The organism is Synechococcus elongatus PCC 11801 (assembly GCF_003846445.2).
In the GTDB taxonomy this organism is placed as follows: domain Bacteria; phylum Cyanobacteriota; class Cyanobacteriia; order Synechococcales; family Synechococcaceae; genus Synechococcus; species Synechococcus elongatus_A.
Genome location: NZ_CP030139.2, coordinates 811,044 through 828,122, shown reverse-complemented (window position 1 = coordinate 828,122; position 17,079 = coordinate 811,044). Strand labels below are relative to the sequence as shown.

Here is a 17,079-nt window from a genome sequence, read left to right as displayed (position 1 = left end):
CTATGCGATCGGCGCTTGGCGTGAGTTTTTTGGCGATCGCCCTAATCAGTGTTTTGCTGCTGGTCAGCAATCTGGGCACCCGCCTACCGGTCTATTTTTTGACGTTGCAGACCCGTCCCCAACCGCTGGGTCTGTGGTTTGTGCTGGCGATCGCGGTGGGCTTGCTCACGAGTGCCATCATCCATTGGCTGATTCGCTCGATCTCAAGCCCAGCTACTCCATCAGCTTCGACGGGTTCCAGTGGTACGGGCCCAGAGCCACGAGCGCGCCGTCGTGGCGACTGGACCTTCATGGGCCGAGAAACCGGTGGCCCAACACGCAGTCAGTCCTCATCAACTGAGCCTGCAGAACCTTGGGAAACCGGGGGGTGGTCAGCTCGCTCCCGTGCAGAATCCGCCCCACCGCCGCGATCGCCTCGTCCAGAACCCACCCCCGAACGGGTGATTGATACCGGTTTCCGAGTCGTGAAGCCCCCGACGACTGCTGCAGAATCATCCCCTAGCCGTCGCCCCAGCCCAACGCCACCATCGACGACCACGACGGGAGATGATTGGGATTTTGTTGAGCAAGACGATTGGTAGGCGAGTAGCGATCGGTAAGATCAACGCAGCGCTCACCCGTTTTGCTCATTGGTCAGTCCTGATGCCTGAAGAACAAACTGCAACTCCCCCAGCTCAACCTGCAGCCAAGAAAGCCAAGCCTCCAGCCTTGGAAGACAAACCGTTCCAAGAGTTTGTCCAAGTCGATCTGCTGCCTGCTGTCCGTCAAGCCCTCAGCGATCGGGGCCTTGCCGACTTAGACCTGCAATTTGTTGAAGCCCCTTTGCCTGTCGTGGGCGATCGCTGCTGGCAACTGCAAGGCTCTTGGGCCAACGGTCAACGGCGGTTCTTGCTGGGATTCACTGAAGAAAACCTAACCGCGCCTAAGGTGTTTACCTTGGCGGACGGCAAAGCTGCCCCGGCAACCCTAGAAGCCTTTTTGGGTGATGAGCGCAAGATCACTTTGCCTTTGCTCCTCAACCGCATCCTCTCGCGTCTCGATGGTCAAAAATGGCTCGAGCAAAATTAACAGAGTCGTAACACTTTGTCGTAACTCTTCACCCCTTACCGGCCTTGCCTTTAGAGGCCGTTGATAGACTGAAGACGGTCTGGAGTTCTCACACGGCAGTGAGTGACTTACGGCCAGCTCAGGCGAACTTCACAACCAACTCCCAGCACTGCTATGGTTGATTCCCTCCAAAAACCCGAACTCGAAGAATTGCGTCCGGGCATTAAGGCTCCTGCCAAAGAGACGATCCTGACGCCTCGCTTCTACACCACCGATTTTGAAGCGATGGCCAAGATGGATCTCTCACCCAACGAGGATGAACTGCGGGCCATCTTGGAGGAGTTCCGCGCTGATTACAACCGCAAGCACTTCGTCCGCACGCCGGAATTTGACGGCTCGGCTGACGACATGGATCCGGAAACTAAAAAGGTTTTCGTGGAATTCCTCGAGCAGTCTTGCACTTCGGAGTTCTCTGGCTTCTTGCTCTACAAAGAGCTGAGCCGTCGCATCAAAAACCGCAACCCGCTGTTGGCGGAATGCTTTGAGTTGATGGCCCGCGACGAAGCCCGTCACGCAGGCTTCCTCAATAAGTCGATGAGCGACTTCAACCTGCAGCTCGACCTCGGCTTCTTGACGGCTAACAAGAAGTACACCTACTTCAAACCGGCTTATATCTTCTATGCCACTTACCTGAGCGAGAAGATTGGCTACTGGCGCTACATCACGATTTTCCGTCACCTCGAACAGCACCCGGAATATCGGATCTACCCGATCTTTAAGTTCTTCGAGAACTGGTGCCAAGACGAAAATCGTCACGGTGACTTCTTCGATGCCTTGATGAAGGCACAGCCTTCGACCGTGCGCGGTTTTATCGCCAAGCTTTGGTGCCGCTTCTTCCTTCTGGCTGTCTTTGCAACGATGTACATCCGCGACGTCCAGCGCAAAGAGTTCTACGAAGCACTCGGTCTGGATGCCCGTGAGTACGATCGCCTTGTGATCGCTAAGACGAACGAGACTTCGGCTCGCGTCTTCCCGGTTGTTCTCGATGTCGATCATCCCAAGTTCTACGATCGCCTCGAAACTTGCATCAACAACAACAACCAGTTGGCTGCGATCGAGGCTACCCAGGCACCCAAGCCGGTTAAAGTGCTGCGCAAGCTGCCTTACTACCTCTCTAATGGCCTGCAGCTTCTGAAGCTCTACCTGATCAAGCCTCTAGAGTCTGAGAAATTCCAGCCAGCAGTGCGCTAGCGATCGAGGGCACTAATCTCAATTAAGGCAGGGTAACGGCTGGTTGCCCTGCTTTATCATTTTCAAGGTTTGACTTCTGGCCTGGTCCTCGGCTGTGGCTGAAATGCTACAGAAGTCAGCCATTGCCTTCTATGATGGGAAAACTTTGGACCGTCCGCTCCTTGACTCAATGACCTTAGCGTCTTCTCAAAAACCTTTTCGGCTTGTGGTGGGCGATCGCGAGGTTCAAGAAAGCGACTTAGCCGCCCTACTCCAAAAGCATCAACTGCTGGCAGAGTTAGTTAAGCGCATCCGTTTTGAGCAAGTACTGCAGGGTATGGACGTTCAGCCAGATGCCCTCGAGCAGGAATGTCAGGCTTGGTGTGTTCAGAATCGAATTACTCCGCAGCAGCTGCCACAACTCTTGGCGCATCAAAAGATTTCGCTTGAACAATGGAAGGCATCAGTCGAAAATCGACTGCGGCTCCGTCTTTTCCAAGATCGTGAATTTGGCCATCGTGTCGAAAATCACTTTCTCAAACGCAAGAGTCAGCTAGACCTTGTGAGCTACTCCCTGCTGCGCCATTCTGATGGGAATCTCATTCAGGAGCTCTATCAACAGATCCTGCATGAGGAAGCTAGTTTTGAAGAGCTAGCAACTCAATTTTCGCAGGGCCATGAAGCCAAAACCGGTGGCAAACTAGGGCCTGTGCCGCTCAGTCAGCCTCATCCAGCTCTCGCTGAAATTCTGCGTACTGCTCAGCTAGGGCAAGTCCTTCCACCCTGTACTCTCGAATCTTACTGGCTCATTATTCGCCTCGATCAACTCCAACCAGTTGCGTTTAATGAAACGATTCGCCAGCAGATGTTGCAGGAATTGTTCGATGAATGGTTAGGTGCTGAAGTTCAGCATGCTTTAAACGCCCTGTAAATTGCTTCTAAACAATGGTTGCTATCCCTTCGAATCTCTGCGAACTCTTAGCTGGGCAGGCTTACTTTCAAAGCTATCCTGCAGCAGCCTACGAGCCTTGGCGAGAACAGCTCCAACTTGGAAAGTTTGCAGTTGGGCAACCTCTGCTACCGCCAGAACAGTTGCCAAGCCACGTTCTGGTGGTGCTCAGCGGTCAGGTTCGCGTGGTGTATCAACCTGTTGGTCAAGCTCGTGGTATCAGTCTGGGCCGATTTGGGGTTGGCTCTTGTCTGGGCTGGGCACCGCTCTTGCGAGGTTGCCCAGGTGAGGCGACCAGTGGTTCCGAAGCGGGTGTTGTGCTTGCGATACCTGCTGCAGCTTTCCTAGACATGCTCAAACAGCTACCTGATTTAGCTCAATCATTTGGTAGCCAGGCAGCTCCTAGCGAGGTCATGTCTGTTCTGCAAGCTCAGTCTTGGCCTAGCCCACTCACGGTTCAAGAGTGGTCAGGGTTTGTACAGGAGCTACTGCCTCAGGCTCGTGTTCAGCTAATAGATGACGCTCGTACTGCTCCCAAATCACATCTATCCAGTGACTACGACTGGTATGTAAGTGGCAACAATGGCGCAGCTGCTCTTGGCATAGCAATCGAGCGTGGAGATACTCCGCCAGCCCCCAAAGGAAGCTTGGCTCTCCGCTTACTAGGTTTGCCGGCAGGGACTGTAGCCCGACGACAAACGCCTAATCCAGTGGCTGCAATTGAGGAGTCTGTCAGCCCTCCTCCAACAACCGAGAGCGCGATTGTCGGTTCTGAGTCTCTTTGGAGTACAGCGGCGCCCGCTGGTCTGTCCTCTGATCTTTATGACGACAGTCAGCGCAACCAAAAATTCCCAGTCGAGCGGGGTAATGATCCAGTCAGTGAGGCACAGGCCTGCCTCAAAATGATTGCGCGATCGCTCCAAATTCCGTTTCGGCGCGATCAAATTCAGCGTGTCATTGAAGAGCAATATCGGCGTCTAAAAGCTATCTCCCTACAGGAGCTGGCAGTCTTGCTGGAAATGCAAGCACTTCGCAGTCAAATTTTGCAATTACGCTTAGTGGACTTGGCGCGTGTTCCCTTGCCAGCCTTGATTGCTTGGGAAGAAGGTCACGCTGTTCTCTATGCGGTCGATGCAACCAGCATCACACTTGCAGATCCACGGCAGGGCTTACTTAAACTGTCTCTGGCTGATTTTCAGCAGCGTTGGGGCAATGCAGGAACAGTTCTCTTAGCAACCAAGACCCAATTTACTCAAAGCCAGCGATTTGGTCTGAGTTGGTTCTGGCCTTCAATTCAGCGCTACCGCGTGCGCTTAATTGAGGTTCTAATAGCCTCATTGGTAGTTCAGCTATTTACACTGGCCAATCCGCTAATTATTCAACAAGTAATTGACAAGGTTATTGGTCAAGGAAGTCTCAATAATCTTAATAGTTTTGCGATTTTACTAGTTATTCTTGGGATTTTTCAGGGACTTTTAACCAGTTTAAGAACCTATCTATTTGCAGACACTACAAACCGCATCGATCTAAAGCTAGGGAGTGATATTATTGACCACCTGCTCAAATTGCCCTTGCGCTATTTTGAGCGACGACCAGTCGGTGAGCTAAGTAGTCGTGTTCAAGAGCTAGAAAAAATTCGTAGCTTCTTAACTGGAACTGCTCTCACAACGGTGATGGATGCGATGTTCTCAGTCATCTACATCCTTGTGATGTTCTTTTATAGTTGGTTCCTCACGGTTGTTGCGCTGTCAACGGTTCCTGTTTTTGTAGGCATCACGTTTTTTGCTTCGCCGATTGTTCGCCGTCAATTACGTGAAAAAGCAGAGCGAAATGCTGAAACGCAATCTCAATTAGTTGAAGTTCTCAGCGGTATTCAAACCGTCAAAGCACAAAATATTGAATTAAAGGCACGCTGGCAGTGGCAAGAACGCTATGCCCGTTATATTGCCTCGGGTTTCCGTAACATTAATACATCTACGACTGCCTCTTCCCTAACTGGATTTTTTAACCAGCTCTCAGGATTGCTAGTTCTTTGGGTTGGGGTCTATCTAGTCTTCGATAACCAGATGAGCCTTGGGCAGCTGATTGCTTTTCGAATTATTTCTGGCTATGTTACGCAGCCACTTTTACGACTTGCTCAGCTTTGGCAAAACTTCCAAGAAACGGGACTTTCTCTTGAGCGTCTAGCTGATATTGTAGACACACCTCAAGAGTCAGACAGTGACGATCAGGGCAAGATACCTATGCCTATGATTACTGGCAAGGTAGAAGTTCGTAACCTTAGCTTTCGCTTTGGAGAGCAAGGCCCTCTGCAATTGTCAAATGTCAGCTTAGAAATTCCGGCTGGTGAGTTTGTCGGCATAGTAGGCCAAAGTGGCTCTGGGAAAAGCACGCTAATGAAGCTACTACCCAGACTATACCTGCCACTGGAAGGCGAAATTTTGATCGATGGTTATGACATCAGCAAGGTTGAACTATACTCTTTGCGTCGCCAAATTGGGATTGTTCCTCAAGACAGCTTGCTATTCCAAGGCACGGTAGAGGAAAACATCTCGTTGACAAAGCCCAACGCAACCACTGATGAAATCATTACGGCGTCTAAGATTGCCGGAGCTCATGATTTCATTATGACCTTGCCTCTGGGATACAACACCCGTGTCGGAGAGCGAGGAGGAGCACTCTCGGGTGGACAACGGCAGCGAATCGCGATCGCTAGAACTGTTTTACAGAACCCACAGCTTCTGATCCTTGATGAAGCGACTAGTGCGTTGGACTATGATACGGAACGACAAGTTAGTATCAATCTACAGCAGCACTTTCGCGGTAGAACGGTCTTCTTCATTACGCACCGTCTCAGTACAGTTCGACATGCTGACCGAATTATTGTCATGGATAAGGGTGCAATGGTTGAGCAGGGCAGTCATGATGAACTGATGGAACTTCGAGGGCGTTATTACTGTTTATACCGACAGCAAGATGCTCTGAACTAATCCAATTCTCTGTTGTTTCGCACTAAGAATCACATGGCTATTTCTTCTTCTAATCCTGATTCACCCCAAAATACAGCAGCAGAGGCACCACTTAATCCTGACCAAGACGTTAGTCTAAACCAGAGTCGTTTATGGTCACGATTAACAATTTGGACGCTGGTTGCAGTCACTGCTAGTGCTACTGCTTGGGCGTGCATTGCTCAAATTGATGAAGCAGTACAAGTTCAAGGTCAGCTTGAACCTAAGGCAGCAGTCAAAGATGTGCAGGCACCTATTGGTGGAGTTCTAGAACAGCTAGAGGTTAAAGAAGGTCAGCGCGTAACGCAAGGCCAAATTTTGGCTCGCTTCAATGCAACGACTGTTGAAGAGCGTATCCGAGCTTTAACGGAAATTAGAGAACGACTAGTCGCTGAAAACCAAACCTATCGTGCTCAGATTGGAGAAACTGCAGACGGTGTTGCCTCAATGAATCAGCGGCAACGAATTGAAGCCGCTCGTCAGGAATTTGAGAGTAGACAGGAAGCAGCCCGCCTAGAAGCATCGCAGCTTAAGCAGCAACGACTTCAAGTTGAGAGTGAGCTTCAGCAAGTAGAATATTCTCTTGATCTAAATCGGCGTATTTTGAATGATTTACGACCATTGTATGAAGAAGGTGGGATTGCTAGAACGCAGTATCTAAAACAGGAAGAAACTGTAAGTCAGCTTGAAAGTACGTTGGAGAAGAATCAAGCAGAGCTGCAGCGCCTACAATTTGCTATCAGTCAAGCTGAGGCTCGTTTAACGAATACACAAACGGTTACTTTCTCCGAGGCTAGAGGCAGAATTGAAGAAAACGCACGACGAATTGCAGAGATTGATAGTCAGATTGCTGAAGCAAAACAGAATCTAAAATATCAGATAGTCAGAGCTCCTCAAAGCGGCACAGTTTTTGATATCAAAGCACAAGGCCCCGGGTATGTTGCGAATACCTCTGAGCCATTGATGAAACTAGTGCCCGATGATCAGCTTGTAGCACGCCTCTACATTCCCAATAAAGATATTGGATTTGTCCGTACGGGTCAAGAAGTTGATATCCGGATCGACTCCTATCCATTTAGCGAGTATGGGGATCTACAAGGAAAGTTGACTCGAATTGGTTCAGATTCCTTGCCACCTAATGATATTTATCAATACGTTCGATTCCCAGCAGAAGTGACTCTGAAAGAACAAAAACTTGTAAGTCGTGGACGCGAACTGCCAATACAGTCAGGAATGTCTGTTTCAGCGAGTATTCGTTTGCGTCAACGACCGGTCATTACTCTACTGTCGGATCTCTTCTCACGCAGTAGTGATTCCTTGAAGACTATTCGCTAGGTTAAAATTCTTGATGTCTCCTGGAGAAAAGAGAGAAAGTTTAAGTGGCTTAGTTGCAGCAATTCGGCGTGAAGCTGCAAAACTCTCCAACTTAGAGGAAAGATTATTTGATTCGCAAATTCAATCTTCTTGGCGGTCAACAGCAGATATTGATTCAGATTTGAATGCTGCAATACGAGCGGCAGAAAATCTTGCAGCCGCTCGTTTGTCGGTGCGATCGAGCACAAATAATTTATTCAAGAAAATATGTCGAAAGTTGTTTCTATCATTCCTTGATCGTATTGAACGGAGACGATGTCAATCGGAGCTAGCTTTACTACGTGTGCTTCAAAATCTGCATGCTGCTCAACAGAGGCTTTATGATGAGCTGAAAGAAGCACAAGAACTTACTGATCAATCTTTGGTTCGTCAGTTTCAGCATTTGCAGCGCCAAATTGATGTCCAGGATTCATCCTCAACGATCAACCCTGAATTAGAAAAACTCCTTGAACGCTTTTACTGCAAGTTTGAGTCTGAGTACCGTGGTTCTAGTGATTCTGTTCGACACCGATTGCGACCCTATCGCGATCGCTTAACAAACTCAGCTTCTCCATTGAGAGTTGTTGACCTAGGCTGCGGTCGTGGCGAATGGCTAACGCTGATTCGTGATCTTGGTCATCTTGTGAAAGGTGTTGATTACAATCCTGAGTTTGTGGATATCTGTCAACAGCAAAAATTGCAAGTTGAACTAGCTGATGCAGGTGCTTGGCTACATAGCCAATCAGATCAAAGTGTGGATGTTATATCTGCTTTTCATGTGATCGAGCATCTGCCGTTCTCAACTTTAGTTGGGTGGATCCAACAAATTCACCGAATTTTAAAGCCACAGGGTTTGCTCTTGCTAGAGACTCCTAACATTAGCCAATTCCATGTGGGCTTAGTGGATTTTTACCGAGATCCTACTCATACTCAGAAGATTCATCCTCAAATGATTCAAACTTTACTAGAGTCTATAGACTTTACTGATATCGAGACTGCCTATGTTGATGCTCACGGTGATGAGATTAAATGGCTGCCAACAGATTTAGTACAATTGCAGGATCCAGGGCAATACGGTTCTCTTCCTGCTGACTTAGCCATTATTGCTCGTAAAGCAGCTGAGAATTAGACTTATGCGCATCGCGATCGCAACAGTTCAAGTACCCTTCTGTAAAGGGGGTGCTGAAATGCATGCTGAGCGTTTACAAAGCGCGTTTGAAGATCATGGACATCAATCAGATATCCTAACCTTGCCTTTCTCTTTTTCACCACCCAAAGCTGTTCACCAGTCAATTGATCTTTGGCAAACTGATGAAGTACAGCAGCTGATTTCTTCTAGTTGTGACGCTATTGTTGCACTACGGTTTCCAGCATATCTCGTGCAGCATCCAAGACGTGTTCTGTGGCTACTTCATCAACATCGAGCAGTCTATGATCTTTGGAATACAGCCTATACACAGAATTTGTCGCGTAGTTCTGAAGGTTATGTTCTACGTCAAAGAATTCAAACACTTGATACACAAGAGTTAAATCGATATCGGCATCGTTTCAGCAACTCGACAACTGTTACGGAACGCCTCTATCAATTTAATGGTATTACTTCAGAACCTTTGTATCATCCACCTCCATTAGCAGGTCGATACTATAATCAACCAGCCAAGCTTTTTATCTTTTGCCCAAGTCGTTTAGAAGATCTTAAACGTCAAACTCTTTTAATCGAAGCGATCGCTCAATTACCGAAGGTATTTGTAGTCTTCGCTGGAGAAGGAGGTAACCGCCAATATCTTGAAACTCAAATCAAAGAACTAGGGTTACAGGATAGAGTTTGTCTATTAGGGCATATCAGTCAATCAGAGTTACTTGCTTTTTATGCCAACTGCACAGCAGTCTTCTATGCTCCCTATGACGAGGATTTTGGTTATGTCACACTTGAGGCAATGCTCTCTCGTAAACCTGTAATTACCTGTACGGATTCCGGAGAACCTGCCCGAATTGTCCAGCATCAACAAACAGGATGGGTTTGTGAGCCAACCCCTCATGCGATTGCAGAAGTAATCGATTGGTGTTGGTTAAACGCTGATCAAGTACAGGAGATGGGTATGGCTGGTTGGGAGTATTATCAATCCTTAAATATCTCTTGGGAAAACGTTGTTCATCGCTTGCTAGCTGCAATTGAATAAGCTCTGATTCCAATCTAAAATCCCCAAAAAATAAACCTTTTTCAAAGGCTACAATAATATTTCCTCTTACTCTTGGATTGTGAAAGCCTAATCATGCAGATTGGTATTATAGCTCCTAGCCCTGTGCCCTTTTGCATTGGTGGCGCCGAAAAGTTTTGGTGGGGACTACAGCGTGCCTTTAATGAACTGACTCCTCACTCAGCTGAGTTGATTAAGCTTCCCTCACCTGAAAATGACTTTTCCAGTTTAGTTCAGAGTTATCAAAGGTTTTCACAACTCAAGCTTGATCACTTTGATCTCCTGATCAGTAGTAAATACCCAGCTTGGATGGTCAGTCATCCTAACCACATCTGTTATCTTCAGCATCGACTTCGTGGTCTTTATGATACTGACAATGGCCATCAAAGAGATCTTAGGCTGACACATTACTCGCAACTCAAGAAGATATCTGAGATTCTGAGCAATGATGTTGATCGCCAACAGATTAATTTCCTTTTTTCTGAAGTTAAAAGTTTTTTACTGCGAGAACCAATTGACTCTAAACTCTTGGATTTTCCAGGACAGTTAATTCGTCAAATCATTCATTATTGTGATCGCATTGCCTTGAATCCTTCAGAGATTGCTGGCTATGCAGCAATCTCTCATAATGTAGCTCATCGAAAAAACTACTTTCCTGATTCAATTAAACCTAAGGTAATTCATCATCCTTCTGATTTAGAAAGTTTCTATTGTGGTAAAAATGATTATTTTTTTACTGTTGGCCGTCTGGATAATGCAAAGCGAGTTAGTTTGCTGATCTCAGCAATGAAGCAAGCTAAAACAGATATACCACTGTTGATCGCTGGTACTGGTCCTGAAGCTAATACTCTCAAACAGCAAGCAGGTAATGATTCTCGCATTCATTTCTTGGGATTTGTGAAAGATCGAGAAGTGATCGATCTCTATGCTAATGCTCTTGCAGTTTTGTATGTTCCTTATGATGAAGATTATGGCCTTGTTCCCATTGAAGCTTTCCGCTCTGGTAAGCCTGTTATTACAGTTACTGATGCAGGTGGACCTTTAGAGTTTGTCAGGAATTTGAAAACAGGTTGGGTTGTTGCACCAAAACCTATATCGATCGCTCAGGCAATCGATGAGTGTAGTCAAAATATTGATCGTGCTGCTGAGTATGGCAAAGCTGGACAAGCGATCGCTGAGACCATCACTTGGGAAAAAACAGTTCGTGAGTTACTTGCTCTCGTTGAACCTGCTCAGCAATTCGCTGCTCCACGGCGCAAGCATCTTTTAATTGGATCTACGTTTCCAGTCACGCCACCCCGTAGTGGCGGCCAAAGCCGAATTTTTAATCTTTATAAGGCACTCAGCTATGAGTTTAAGGTTGAGTTGATTAGTCTCGGTCCTGTGAATAGTGATCCAAAAACCTATCAGCTGACTGAGAACTTTTGTGAAATCATTGTTCCCAAGTCACGAGCTCACCAAAAAGTAGAACATCAGCTAGAGCGGCAAGCCGGAGTCTCGATTGGTGATTTAGCTGCAACCTTCTATGGCGATCGCACTCCTCAACTGATCGAAACTATCAATCAGCGGCGATCGCAGGCTGATGTTCTGGTTGCCTCTCACCCTTATTTACTGCCTTGGTTACAACCCAAGACTAGTACGAGCAAATTAGTGTACGAAGCTCACAACTGTGAGTTTGATCTGAAGCAAGGGATGTTTGCTCAAAATCGGAAAGGTATTGCTCTGGCTCAAGAGGTGTTATCGCTTGAAGCTAAAGCTTGCCAACAAGCTGATCTTGTTGTGACCTGCCTAGAGGAAGACTGGCAGCGACTCTGTGAGCTTTATCAGTGCCAAGCTATACCTCACGTCTTAGTTCCTAATGGCGTCAACTGTCAAGAAGTCCTGTTTGTTAATCCATCGGTACGATCGCAATGGAAAAAAAGAATTGGTTATTCCTCTTTCATCTACCTCTTTGTAGGGAGTTGGCACTCGCCTAATGTCGAAGCCGCTCGTGCAATTGTGGGTTGGTCAGCCAGCTTTCCAAGGCAAGAATTCTTAATTGTTGGTAGTGTCGGGCATGCCCTGCAGCAAGAATTTAAAAAGCTGCCAGCTAACGTCCACTGCTTGGGCGAAGTTGACGCTCGGACTAAACAAGTTGCCTTGAGTGTCGCTGACGTTGCTCTTAACCCGATGTCTTCAGGATCAGGGTCGAATCTAAAAGTTGTAGAGTACTTGGCCAGTGGCTTACCCCTGATTACAACTGAGTTTGGGGTCCGCGCACTTCCAGCAGCACTGCAAGAGCAGTGTCTGCTTGGAGATTTAACTGATTTCCCCAACTTGATGCAACAAGCTCTCAGCAATCCCCATTTGCATGACCTAGAAGTTCGTCAGTCAGCTCGTCAGATAGTTGAAGATCAGCTTGATTGGCCAGCGATCGCCCGCGACTACGCGATCGCGCTTAAACGGTTGCTGAAATAGCCTGAATTCAGCCGATCCTAACCCCGATAATCAAAGGCTGAAATTTAGACCTTGGCGAGGGTTACTCGTTCTGGTTGATTTTGGTATTTACCAAAGCGATCAGCATAGGTCGTGTCGCAGGGTTCGCCTTCGAGGAAGAGCAACTGACAGATGCCTTCGTTGGCATAAATACGGCAATCGGCACCCGAGGAGTTGCTAAATTCCAGCGTCAAATGACCTTCCCAAGAAGCTTCGGCAGGCGTGGTGTTGACGATGATGCCGAGGCGGGCGTAGGTGCTTTTGCCCAAGCAAACCACGGTGATGTTCGACGGAACGCGCAGCCGTTCTAAGGCAACCCCAAGGCCGTAGCTATGTGCCGGCAAGATGAAATATTGACCGTCTTGATCCTCATGCAACTCCACCGACTCCAAGTTGGCTGGATTGAAGCGCTTGGGATTGACGACAGTGCCCGGAATGTGGCGAAAAATCAGGAATTCCTGGGGCGATAACCGCAGGTCGTAGCCGTAGGAGGAGCAGCCATAGCTCAGAACTGGGGCATCAGCGCTATGGCGAATCAGATTGGCCTCAAACGGCTCAATCATGCCAGCGCGGGCTTGTTCAACAATCCACTTATCGTTCTTGAGCATGGCGATCGCAGCAATTCAAGCTCATCATAAGTTGCGATCGCAGAGGTTATTCGATGGGTCAGCCACAAACTGCTGAGGAATGGATTACGGCGCTGGACTTACAACCACATCCCGAAGGCGGCTTCTACCGTGAGATCTACCGCGCTAACCTTACGGTCAACTTGGGCGATCGCCAACGATCGGCGAGTACGGCTATCTATTACCTGCTGCGTGCTGGGGAGCGATCGCGGCTACACCGGCTGCGCTCCGATGAACTCTGGCATTTCTACGCCGGCCAGCCCTTGACCGTGCATCAACTGATTCCTGAACAGGGCTATCAAGCGCTGACGATCGGAGCGGATCTCAGTCAAGGCCAGCAACTGTGCGGCGGTGTTCCAGCGGGCGTTTGGTTTGGCGCAACCGTCGCTGCTGAAACCGGATTTTCGCTGGTGGGCTGTACCGTGGCACCGGGTTTCAGCTTCGAGGATTTCGAAATGGCGGAAGGGGAGGCATTGCTACAGGCCTTTCCCGAGTCGCGATCGCTGATTGAGCAACTGACCTGAGTCCCGAGAAGGAGTGCAACAGCGTCGAAGCCCGAGTGAGATAATGGAGGCTCGCTATTTTTTCGCCACAGCAACGCCAATGAGCCGCGGTACCCTGTTCGACAAAGTTTGGGACTTGCACACCGTCGCGACCCTGCCCTCGGGTCAGACGCAACTGTTCATTGGCCTGCACCTGATCCACGAAGTCACCAGCCCGCAAGCCTTTGCCATGCTGCGCGATCGCGGCCTGAGCGTGAAATTTCCGGGTCGGACGGTGGCAACGGTTGACCACATTGTGCCGACAGAAAATCAGGCGCGTCCCTTCGCCGACAGCTTGGCCGAAGAGATGATCGTGACGCTGGAGAAAAACTGTCGCGAGAACGGCATCCGCTTCTACAACATTGGTTCTGGCAGTCAGGGCATTGTCCATGTGATTGCGCCGGAACAAGGTTTGACTCAGCCGGGCATGACGATCGCCTGCGGAGATAGCCACACCAGCACCCACGGCGCTTTTGGCGCGATCGCCTTCGGGATTGGCACCAGTCAAGTGCGGGATGTCTTGGCCTCGCAAACGCTGGCCTTGAGCAAGCTGAAAGTTCGCAAGATTGAAGTCAACGGCGAGTTGCAGCCCGGCGTCTACGCCAAGGACGTGATTCTGCACATCATCCGCAAGCTCGGCGTCAAAGGCGGCGTTGGCTATGCCTACGAATTTGCTGGCAGCACTTTCGCAGCGATGTCGATGGAAGAGCGGATGACCGTCTGCAACATGGCGATCGAGGGCGGAGCGCGTTGCGGCTACGTCAATCCGGATCAAACCACCTACGACTACCTGCAAGGCCGTGAGTTTGCCCCCCAAGGCGAAGCATGGGATCGGGCGATCGCTTGGTGGGAAAGCCTGCGTAGCGAAGCCGATGCGGAATACGACGATGTTGTTGTCTTTGATGCGGCGGAGATTGCGCCGACCGTAACTTGGGGCATTACTCCCGGCCAAGGCATTGGCATCACGGAGACTATCCCGACGCCGGATAGCCTGCTGGACGAGGATCGAGCTGTGGCTGCCGAAGCCTACAGCTACATGGATTTGGCACCCGGTGCGCCGCTGCAAGGGACGAAAGTTGATGTCTGCTTCATTGGCAGTTGTACCAATGGCCGGATCAGTGACCTGCGCGAAGCCGCCAAAGTGGCCAAAGGTCGCAAAGTTGCGGCGGGCATTAAAGCCTTTGTCGTGCCCGGTTCGGAGCGCGTCAAACAGCAAGCCGAAGCTGAAGGTCTTGACCAAATCTTTACGGCGGCGGGCTTTGAGTGGCGGCAGGCCGGTTGTTCAATGTGTCTGGCCATGAATCCGGACAAACTGGAAGGCCGTCAAATAAGTGCTTCCTCCTCAAACCGTAATTTCAAAGGCCGTCAAGGCTCGGTCTCGGGACGGACGTTGCTGATGAGCCCAGCCATGGTGGCCGCCGCTGCGATCGCCGGTGAAGTGACGGACGTTCGTAACTGGCTGAACTAGGTGCCGCCTCTGCGTCTAGCGATCGTTGGCGACATCCACGACCAGTGGACACCAGCGGATCAAGCGCTGCTGCTGCAACTTCAGCCTGATTTGACGCTGTTTGTCGGCGACTTTGGCAATGAGTCGCTGGCTTTAGTTCAAGCGATCGCGGCGATTCCTCTGCGAAAAGCCGTGATTCTTGGCAACCACGATGCTTGGTACACGGCGACCCGTTGGCGGCGATCGCAATGTCCCTACGACTGGACGCACGAAAACCGCTTTGAGCAACAGCTTGAGGCGCTGGGATCGCTCCACGTCGGTTATGGCCGCTTGGATTTTCCGGAGTGGAATCTGAGCGTGGTCGGTGGGCGACCTTGTAGCGCGGGCGGGAGCCAGTGGCAGCATCGCCGCTTCTACCGCCACTACTACCAAGTCGGTAGCTTCCCTGAGTCAGCGCAACGAATTGCCGATTGTGCGATCGCTTCAGCCTGCGATCGCGTGCTGTTTCTCGCCCATTGCGGCCCCAGCGGTTTAGGCGATCAACCAGAAGATCCCTGCGGCAAGGATTGGTCGAAGCCGGGTGGTGACTTTGGCGATCCAGATTTAGCCATGGCGATCGCTCAAGTGCAACGCCAGAAATCAGTACCTTTGGTCTGCTTTGGCCACATGCACCACCGCTTGCGGAATCGGCGCGATCGCCTGCGCCGTAGTTGGCATCGCGATGCAGCGGGCACGACCTACCTCAATGCTGCCGCCAGTCCGCGCCTCTTGAAGGCCGAACAAACCACCCTGCATCATCTGCTCTGGGTTGAGCTAGGTGAGGATTCACTGAGAGCGCAGCAGAGCTGGTGGACACCGGCCGGAGTCTTAGTTCAATCCGAAGAACTACCCTTAGAGCGGCAGCTCGCTTGATAAAATCGCCTGCGGACTGGGCGGAGAAAATAATGCAAGCAGCGTGGCAGGTCATTTCCGGCGGAATTACCGCACCGCGGGGCTTTCAAGCCGCAGGGATCACAGCTGGACTCAAAGCTTCGGGTCAGCCGGATCTGGCGCTGATTGTCTCCGAGAGTGATGCGATCGCCGCCGCCGTTTTCACGACCTCACAAGTTCGCGCCGCTTGTGTGGACTTTAGCCGTCAGCAACTAGATGGCAACAGCATTGCTCGGGCGATTCTCTGCAACTCGGGGCAGGCCAACGCCGCAACTGGCGATCAAGGCTGGTCTGATGCCGTCGAGTCGGCGGGACAACTGGGGCAAGCGCTGCAGATTCCCAGCAATCAAGTTCTGGTTGCCTCCACAGGGGTGATTGGCCAGCGGATCAAGATGGATGCACTGCGTACCGGTATTCCCCAAGCGATCGCTGCACTTTCCCCAGAAGGTGGCGCTGCTGCTGCTCAAGCGATCTTGACCACGGACTTGATTGCCAAACAAATTGCCTTGGAATTGCCTCTGGGCGATCGCACGGTGCGGATTGGCGGCATCGCCAAAGGCTCCGGCATGATCCACCCCAACATGGCGACCATGCTATCGTTCATCACCTGTGATGCGGCGGTGTCTCCGCAACTCTGGCAAGACATGCTCAGCCGAGCGGTCGATCGCAGCTTCAATCAAATCACGGTGGATGGCGATACCAGCACCAATGATTGCGTGTTTGCCCTCGCCAACGGTCAGTCACGCACGCCGGCAATTACGGAGCGCGGCCCGATCGCAGACCAGCTAGAGGCGATGTTGACTGCTGTCTGTCAGCACTTGGCTAAGGCGATCGCTCGCGATGGAGAAGGGGCGACTTGTCTGATTGAAGTGCAGGTGAAAGGCACCGCCGACGATACCGCCGCTCGGGCGATCGCTCGCACGATCGCCGGTTCCTCGCTGGTTAAATCGGCCATTTTTGGTCGTGATCCGAACTGGGGTCGGATTGCAGCTGCAGCTGGCCGTGCCGGTGTTCAGTTCAATGCCGAGAATTTAGCAGTTCGTCTGGGTCAGTTTGAGCTACTCCGTAATGGCCAGCCGTTGCCGTTCGATCGCGATGCCGCCAGTCAATACCTCCGCGATCGCGCAGCGGGTGCCTACCTCCAAGACGACACGGTACTGATCCAGGTTGAAGTCGGCTCAGGCACGGGTCAAGGCATTGCTTGGGGCTGCGACCTCAGCTATGACTATGTCCGTATCAATGCTGAATACACCACCTGAGCTATCTGCAACAAA

At 50.4% G+C, this 17,079-nt stretch carries 14 protein-coding genes; 13 read left to right on the top strand and 1 reads right to left on the bottom strand.

Annotation, left to right across the window (positions count from 1 at the left end; genetic code table 11):
* Positions 1-2 precede the first annotated feature (2 nt).
* The 9 genes from DOP62_RS03915 to DOP62_RS03875 all read left to right on the top strand — a co-directional run bounded on the left by DOP62_RS03915 (position 3) and on the right by DOP62_RS03875 (position 12,242).
* Positions 3-581, top strand: coding sequence for a hypothetical protein (locus DOP62_RS03915; RefSeq protein WP_208673402.1), 579 nt, complete (start codon positions 3-5; stop codon positions 579-581).
* Between the two features lie 61 nt (positions 582-642).
* Complete coding sequence (locus DOP62_RS03910; RefSeq protein WP_208673401.1) at positions 643-1,068, top strand: DUF2996 domain-containing protein; 426 nt, start codon at positions 643-645, stop codon at positions 1,066-1,068.
* A gap of 153 nt (positions 1,069-1,221) precedes the next feature.
* Entirely contained in the window at positions 1,222-2,298 is a 1,077-nt protein-coding gene (gene acsF / locus DOP62_RS03905) for a magnesium-protoporphyrin IX monomethyl ester (oxidative) cyclase (RefSeq protein ID WP_208673400.1), read from the top strand.
* 169 nt (positions 2,299-2,467) lie between these two features.
* The gene (locus DOP62_RS03900) at positions 2,468-3,208 is read left to right on the top strand and encodes a peptidylprolyl isomerase (protein ID WP_208673399.1); all 741 of its coding nucleotides are present in this window, start codon (positions 2,468-2,470) and stop codon (positions 3,206-3,208) included.
* 14 nt (positions 3,209-3,222) lie between these two features.
* A complete protein-coding gene (locus tag DOP62_RS03895; RefSeq protein WP_208673398.1) occupies positions 3,223-6,216 on the top strand; it encodes a peptidase domain-containing ABC transporter in 2,994 nt (997 codons plus the stop codon).
* A 33-nt stretch (positions 6,217-6,249) separates the two neighbouring features.
* Entirely contained in the window at positions 6,250-7,569 is a 1,320-nt protein-coding gene (locus DOP62_RS03890; protein ID WP_208673397.1) for an HlyD family type I secretion periplasmic adaptor subunit, read from the top strand.
* A 13-nt stretch (positions 7,570-7,582) separates the two neighbouring features.
* Complete coding sequence (locus DOP62_RS03885) at positions 7,583-8,716, top strand: class I SAM-dependent methyltransferase (protein WP_208673396.1); 1,134 nt, start codon at positions 7,583-7,585, stop codon at positions 8,714-8,716.
* A gap of 58 nt (positions 8,717-8,774) precedes the next feature.
* On the top strand, positions 8,775-9,767 hold the full coding sequence (locus DOP62_RS03880) for a glycosyltransferase family 4 protein (RefSeq protein ID WP_370538869.1): 993 nt from the start codon (positions 8,775-8,777) through the stop codon (positions 9,765-9,767).
* Between the two features lie 93 nt (positions 9,768-9,860).
* Positions 9,861-12,242, top strand: a complete 2,382-nt coding sequence (locus DOP62_RS03875) for a glycosyltransferase family 4 protein (RefSeq protein ID WP_208673394.1) — start codon at positions 9,861-9,863, stop codon at positions 12,240-12,242.
* A 44-nt stretch (positions 12,243-12,286) separates the two neighbouring features.
* Here the strand turns inward: DOP62_RS03875 and dcd are convergent, their stop codons facing one another.
* A complete protein-coding gene (gene dcd / locus DOP62_RS03870; RefSeq protein WP_011244505.1) occupies positions 12,287-12,868 on the bottom strand; it encodes a dCTP deaminase in 582 nt (193 codons plus the stop codon).
* 53 nt (positions 12,869-12,921) lie between these two features.
* On the opposite strand from dcd, the gene DOP62_RS03865 reads away from it, so the two are divergent.
* The 4 genes from DOP62_RS03865 to argJ all read left to right on the top strand — a co-directional run bounded on the left by DOP62_RS03865 (position 12,922) and on the right by argJ (position 17,064).
* The gene (locus tag DOP62_RS03865; protein WP_208673393.1) at positions 12,922-13,410 is read left to right on the top strand and encodes a cupin domain-containing protein; all 489 of its coding nucleotides are present in this window, start codon (positions 12,922-12,924) and stop codon (positions 13,408-13,410) included.
* A gap of 79 nt (positions 13,411-13,489) precedes the next feature.
* Positions 13,490-14,896, top strand: coding sequence for a 3-isopropylmalate dehydratase large subunit (leuC, locus tag DOP62_RS03860; protein ID WP_208677039.1), 1,407 nt, complete (start codon positions 13,490-13,492; stop codon positions 14,894-14,896).
* The gene (locus DOP62_RS03855; protein WP_208673392.1) at positions 14,897-15,787 is read left to right on the top strand and encodes a TIGR04168 family protein; all 891 of its coding nucleotides are present in this window, start codon (positions 14,897-14,899) and stop codon (positions 15,785-15,787) included. It begins immediately after the preceding gene.
* A 32-nt stretch (positions 15,788-15,819) separates the two neighbouring features.
* Positions 15,820-17,064: a bifunctional ornithine acetyltransferase/N-acetylglutamate synthase gene (argJ, locus tag DOP62_RS03850; RefSeq protein WP_208673391.1), complete on the top strand. Its 1,245-nt coding sequence runs from the start codon at positions 15,820-15,822 to the stop codon at positions 17,062-17,064.
* Positions 17,065-17,079: the final 15 nt, after the last annotated feature.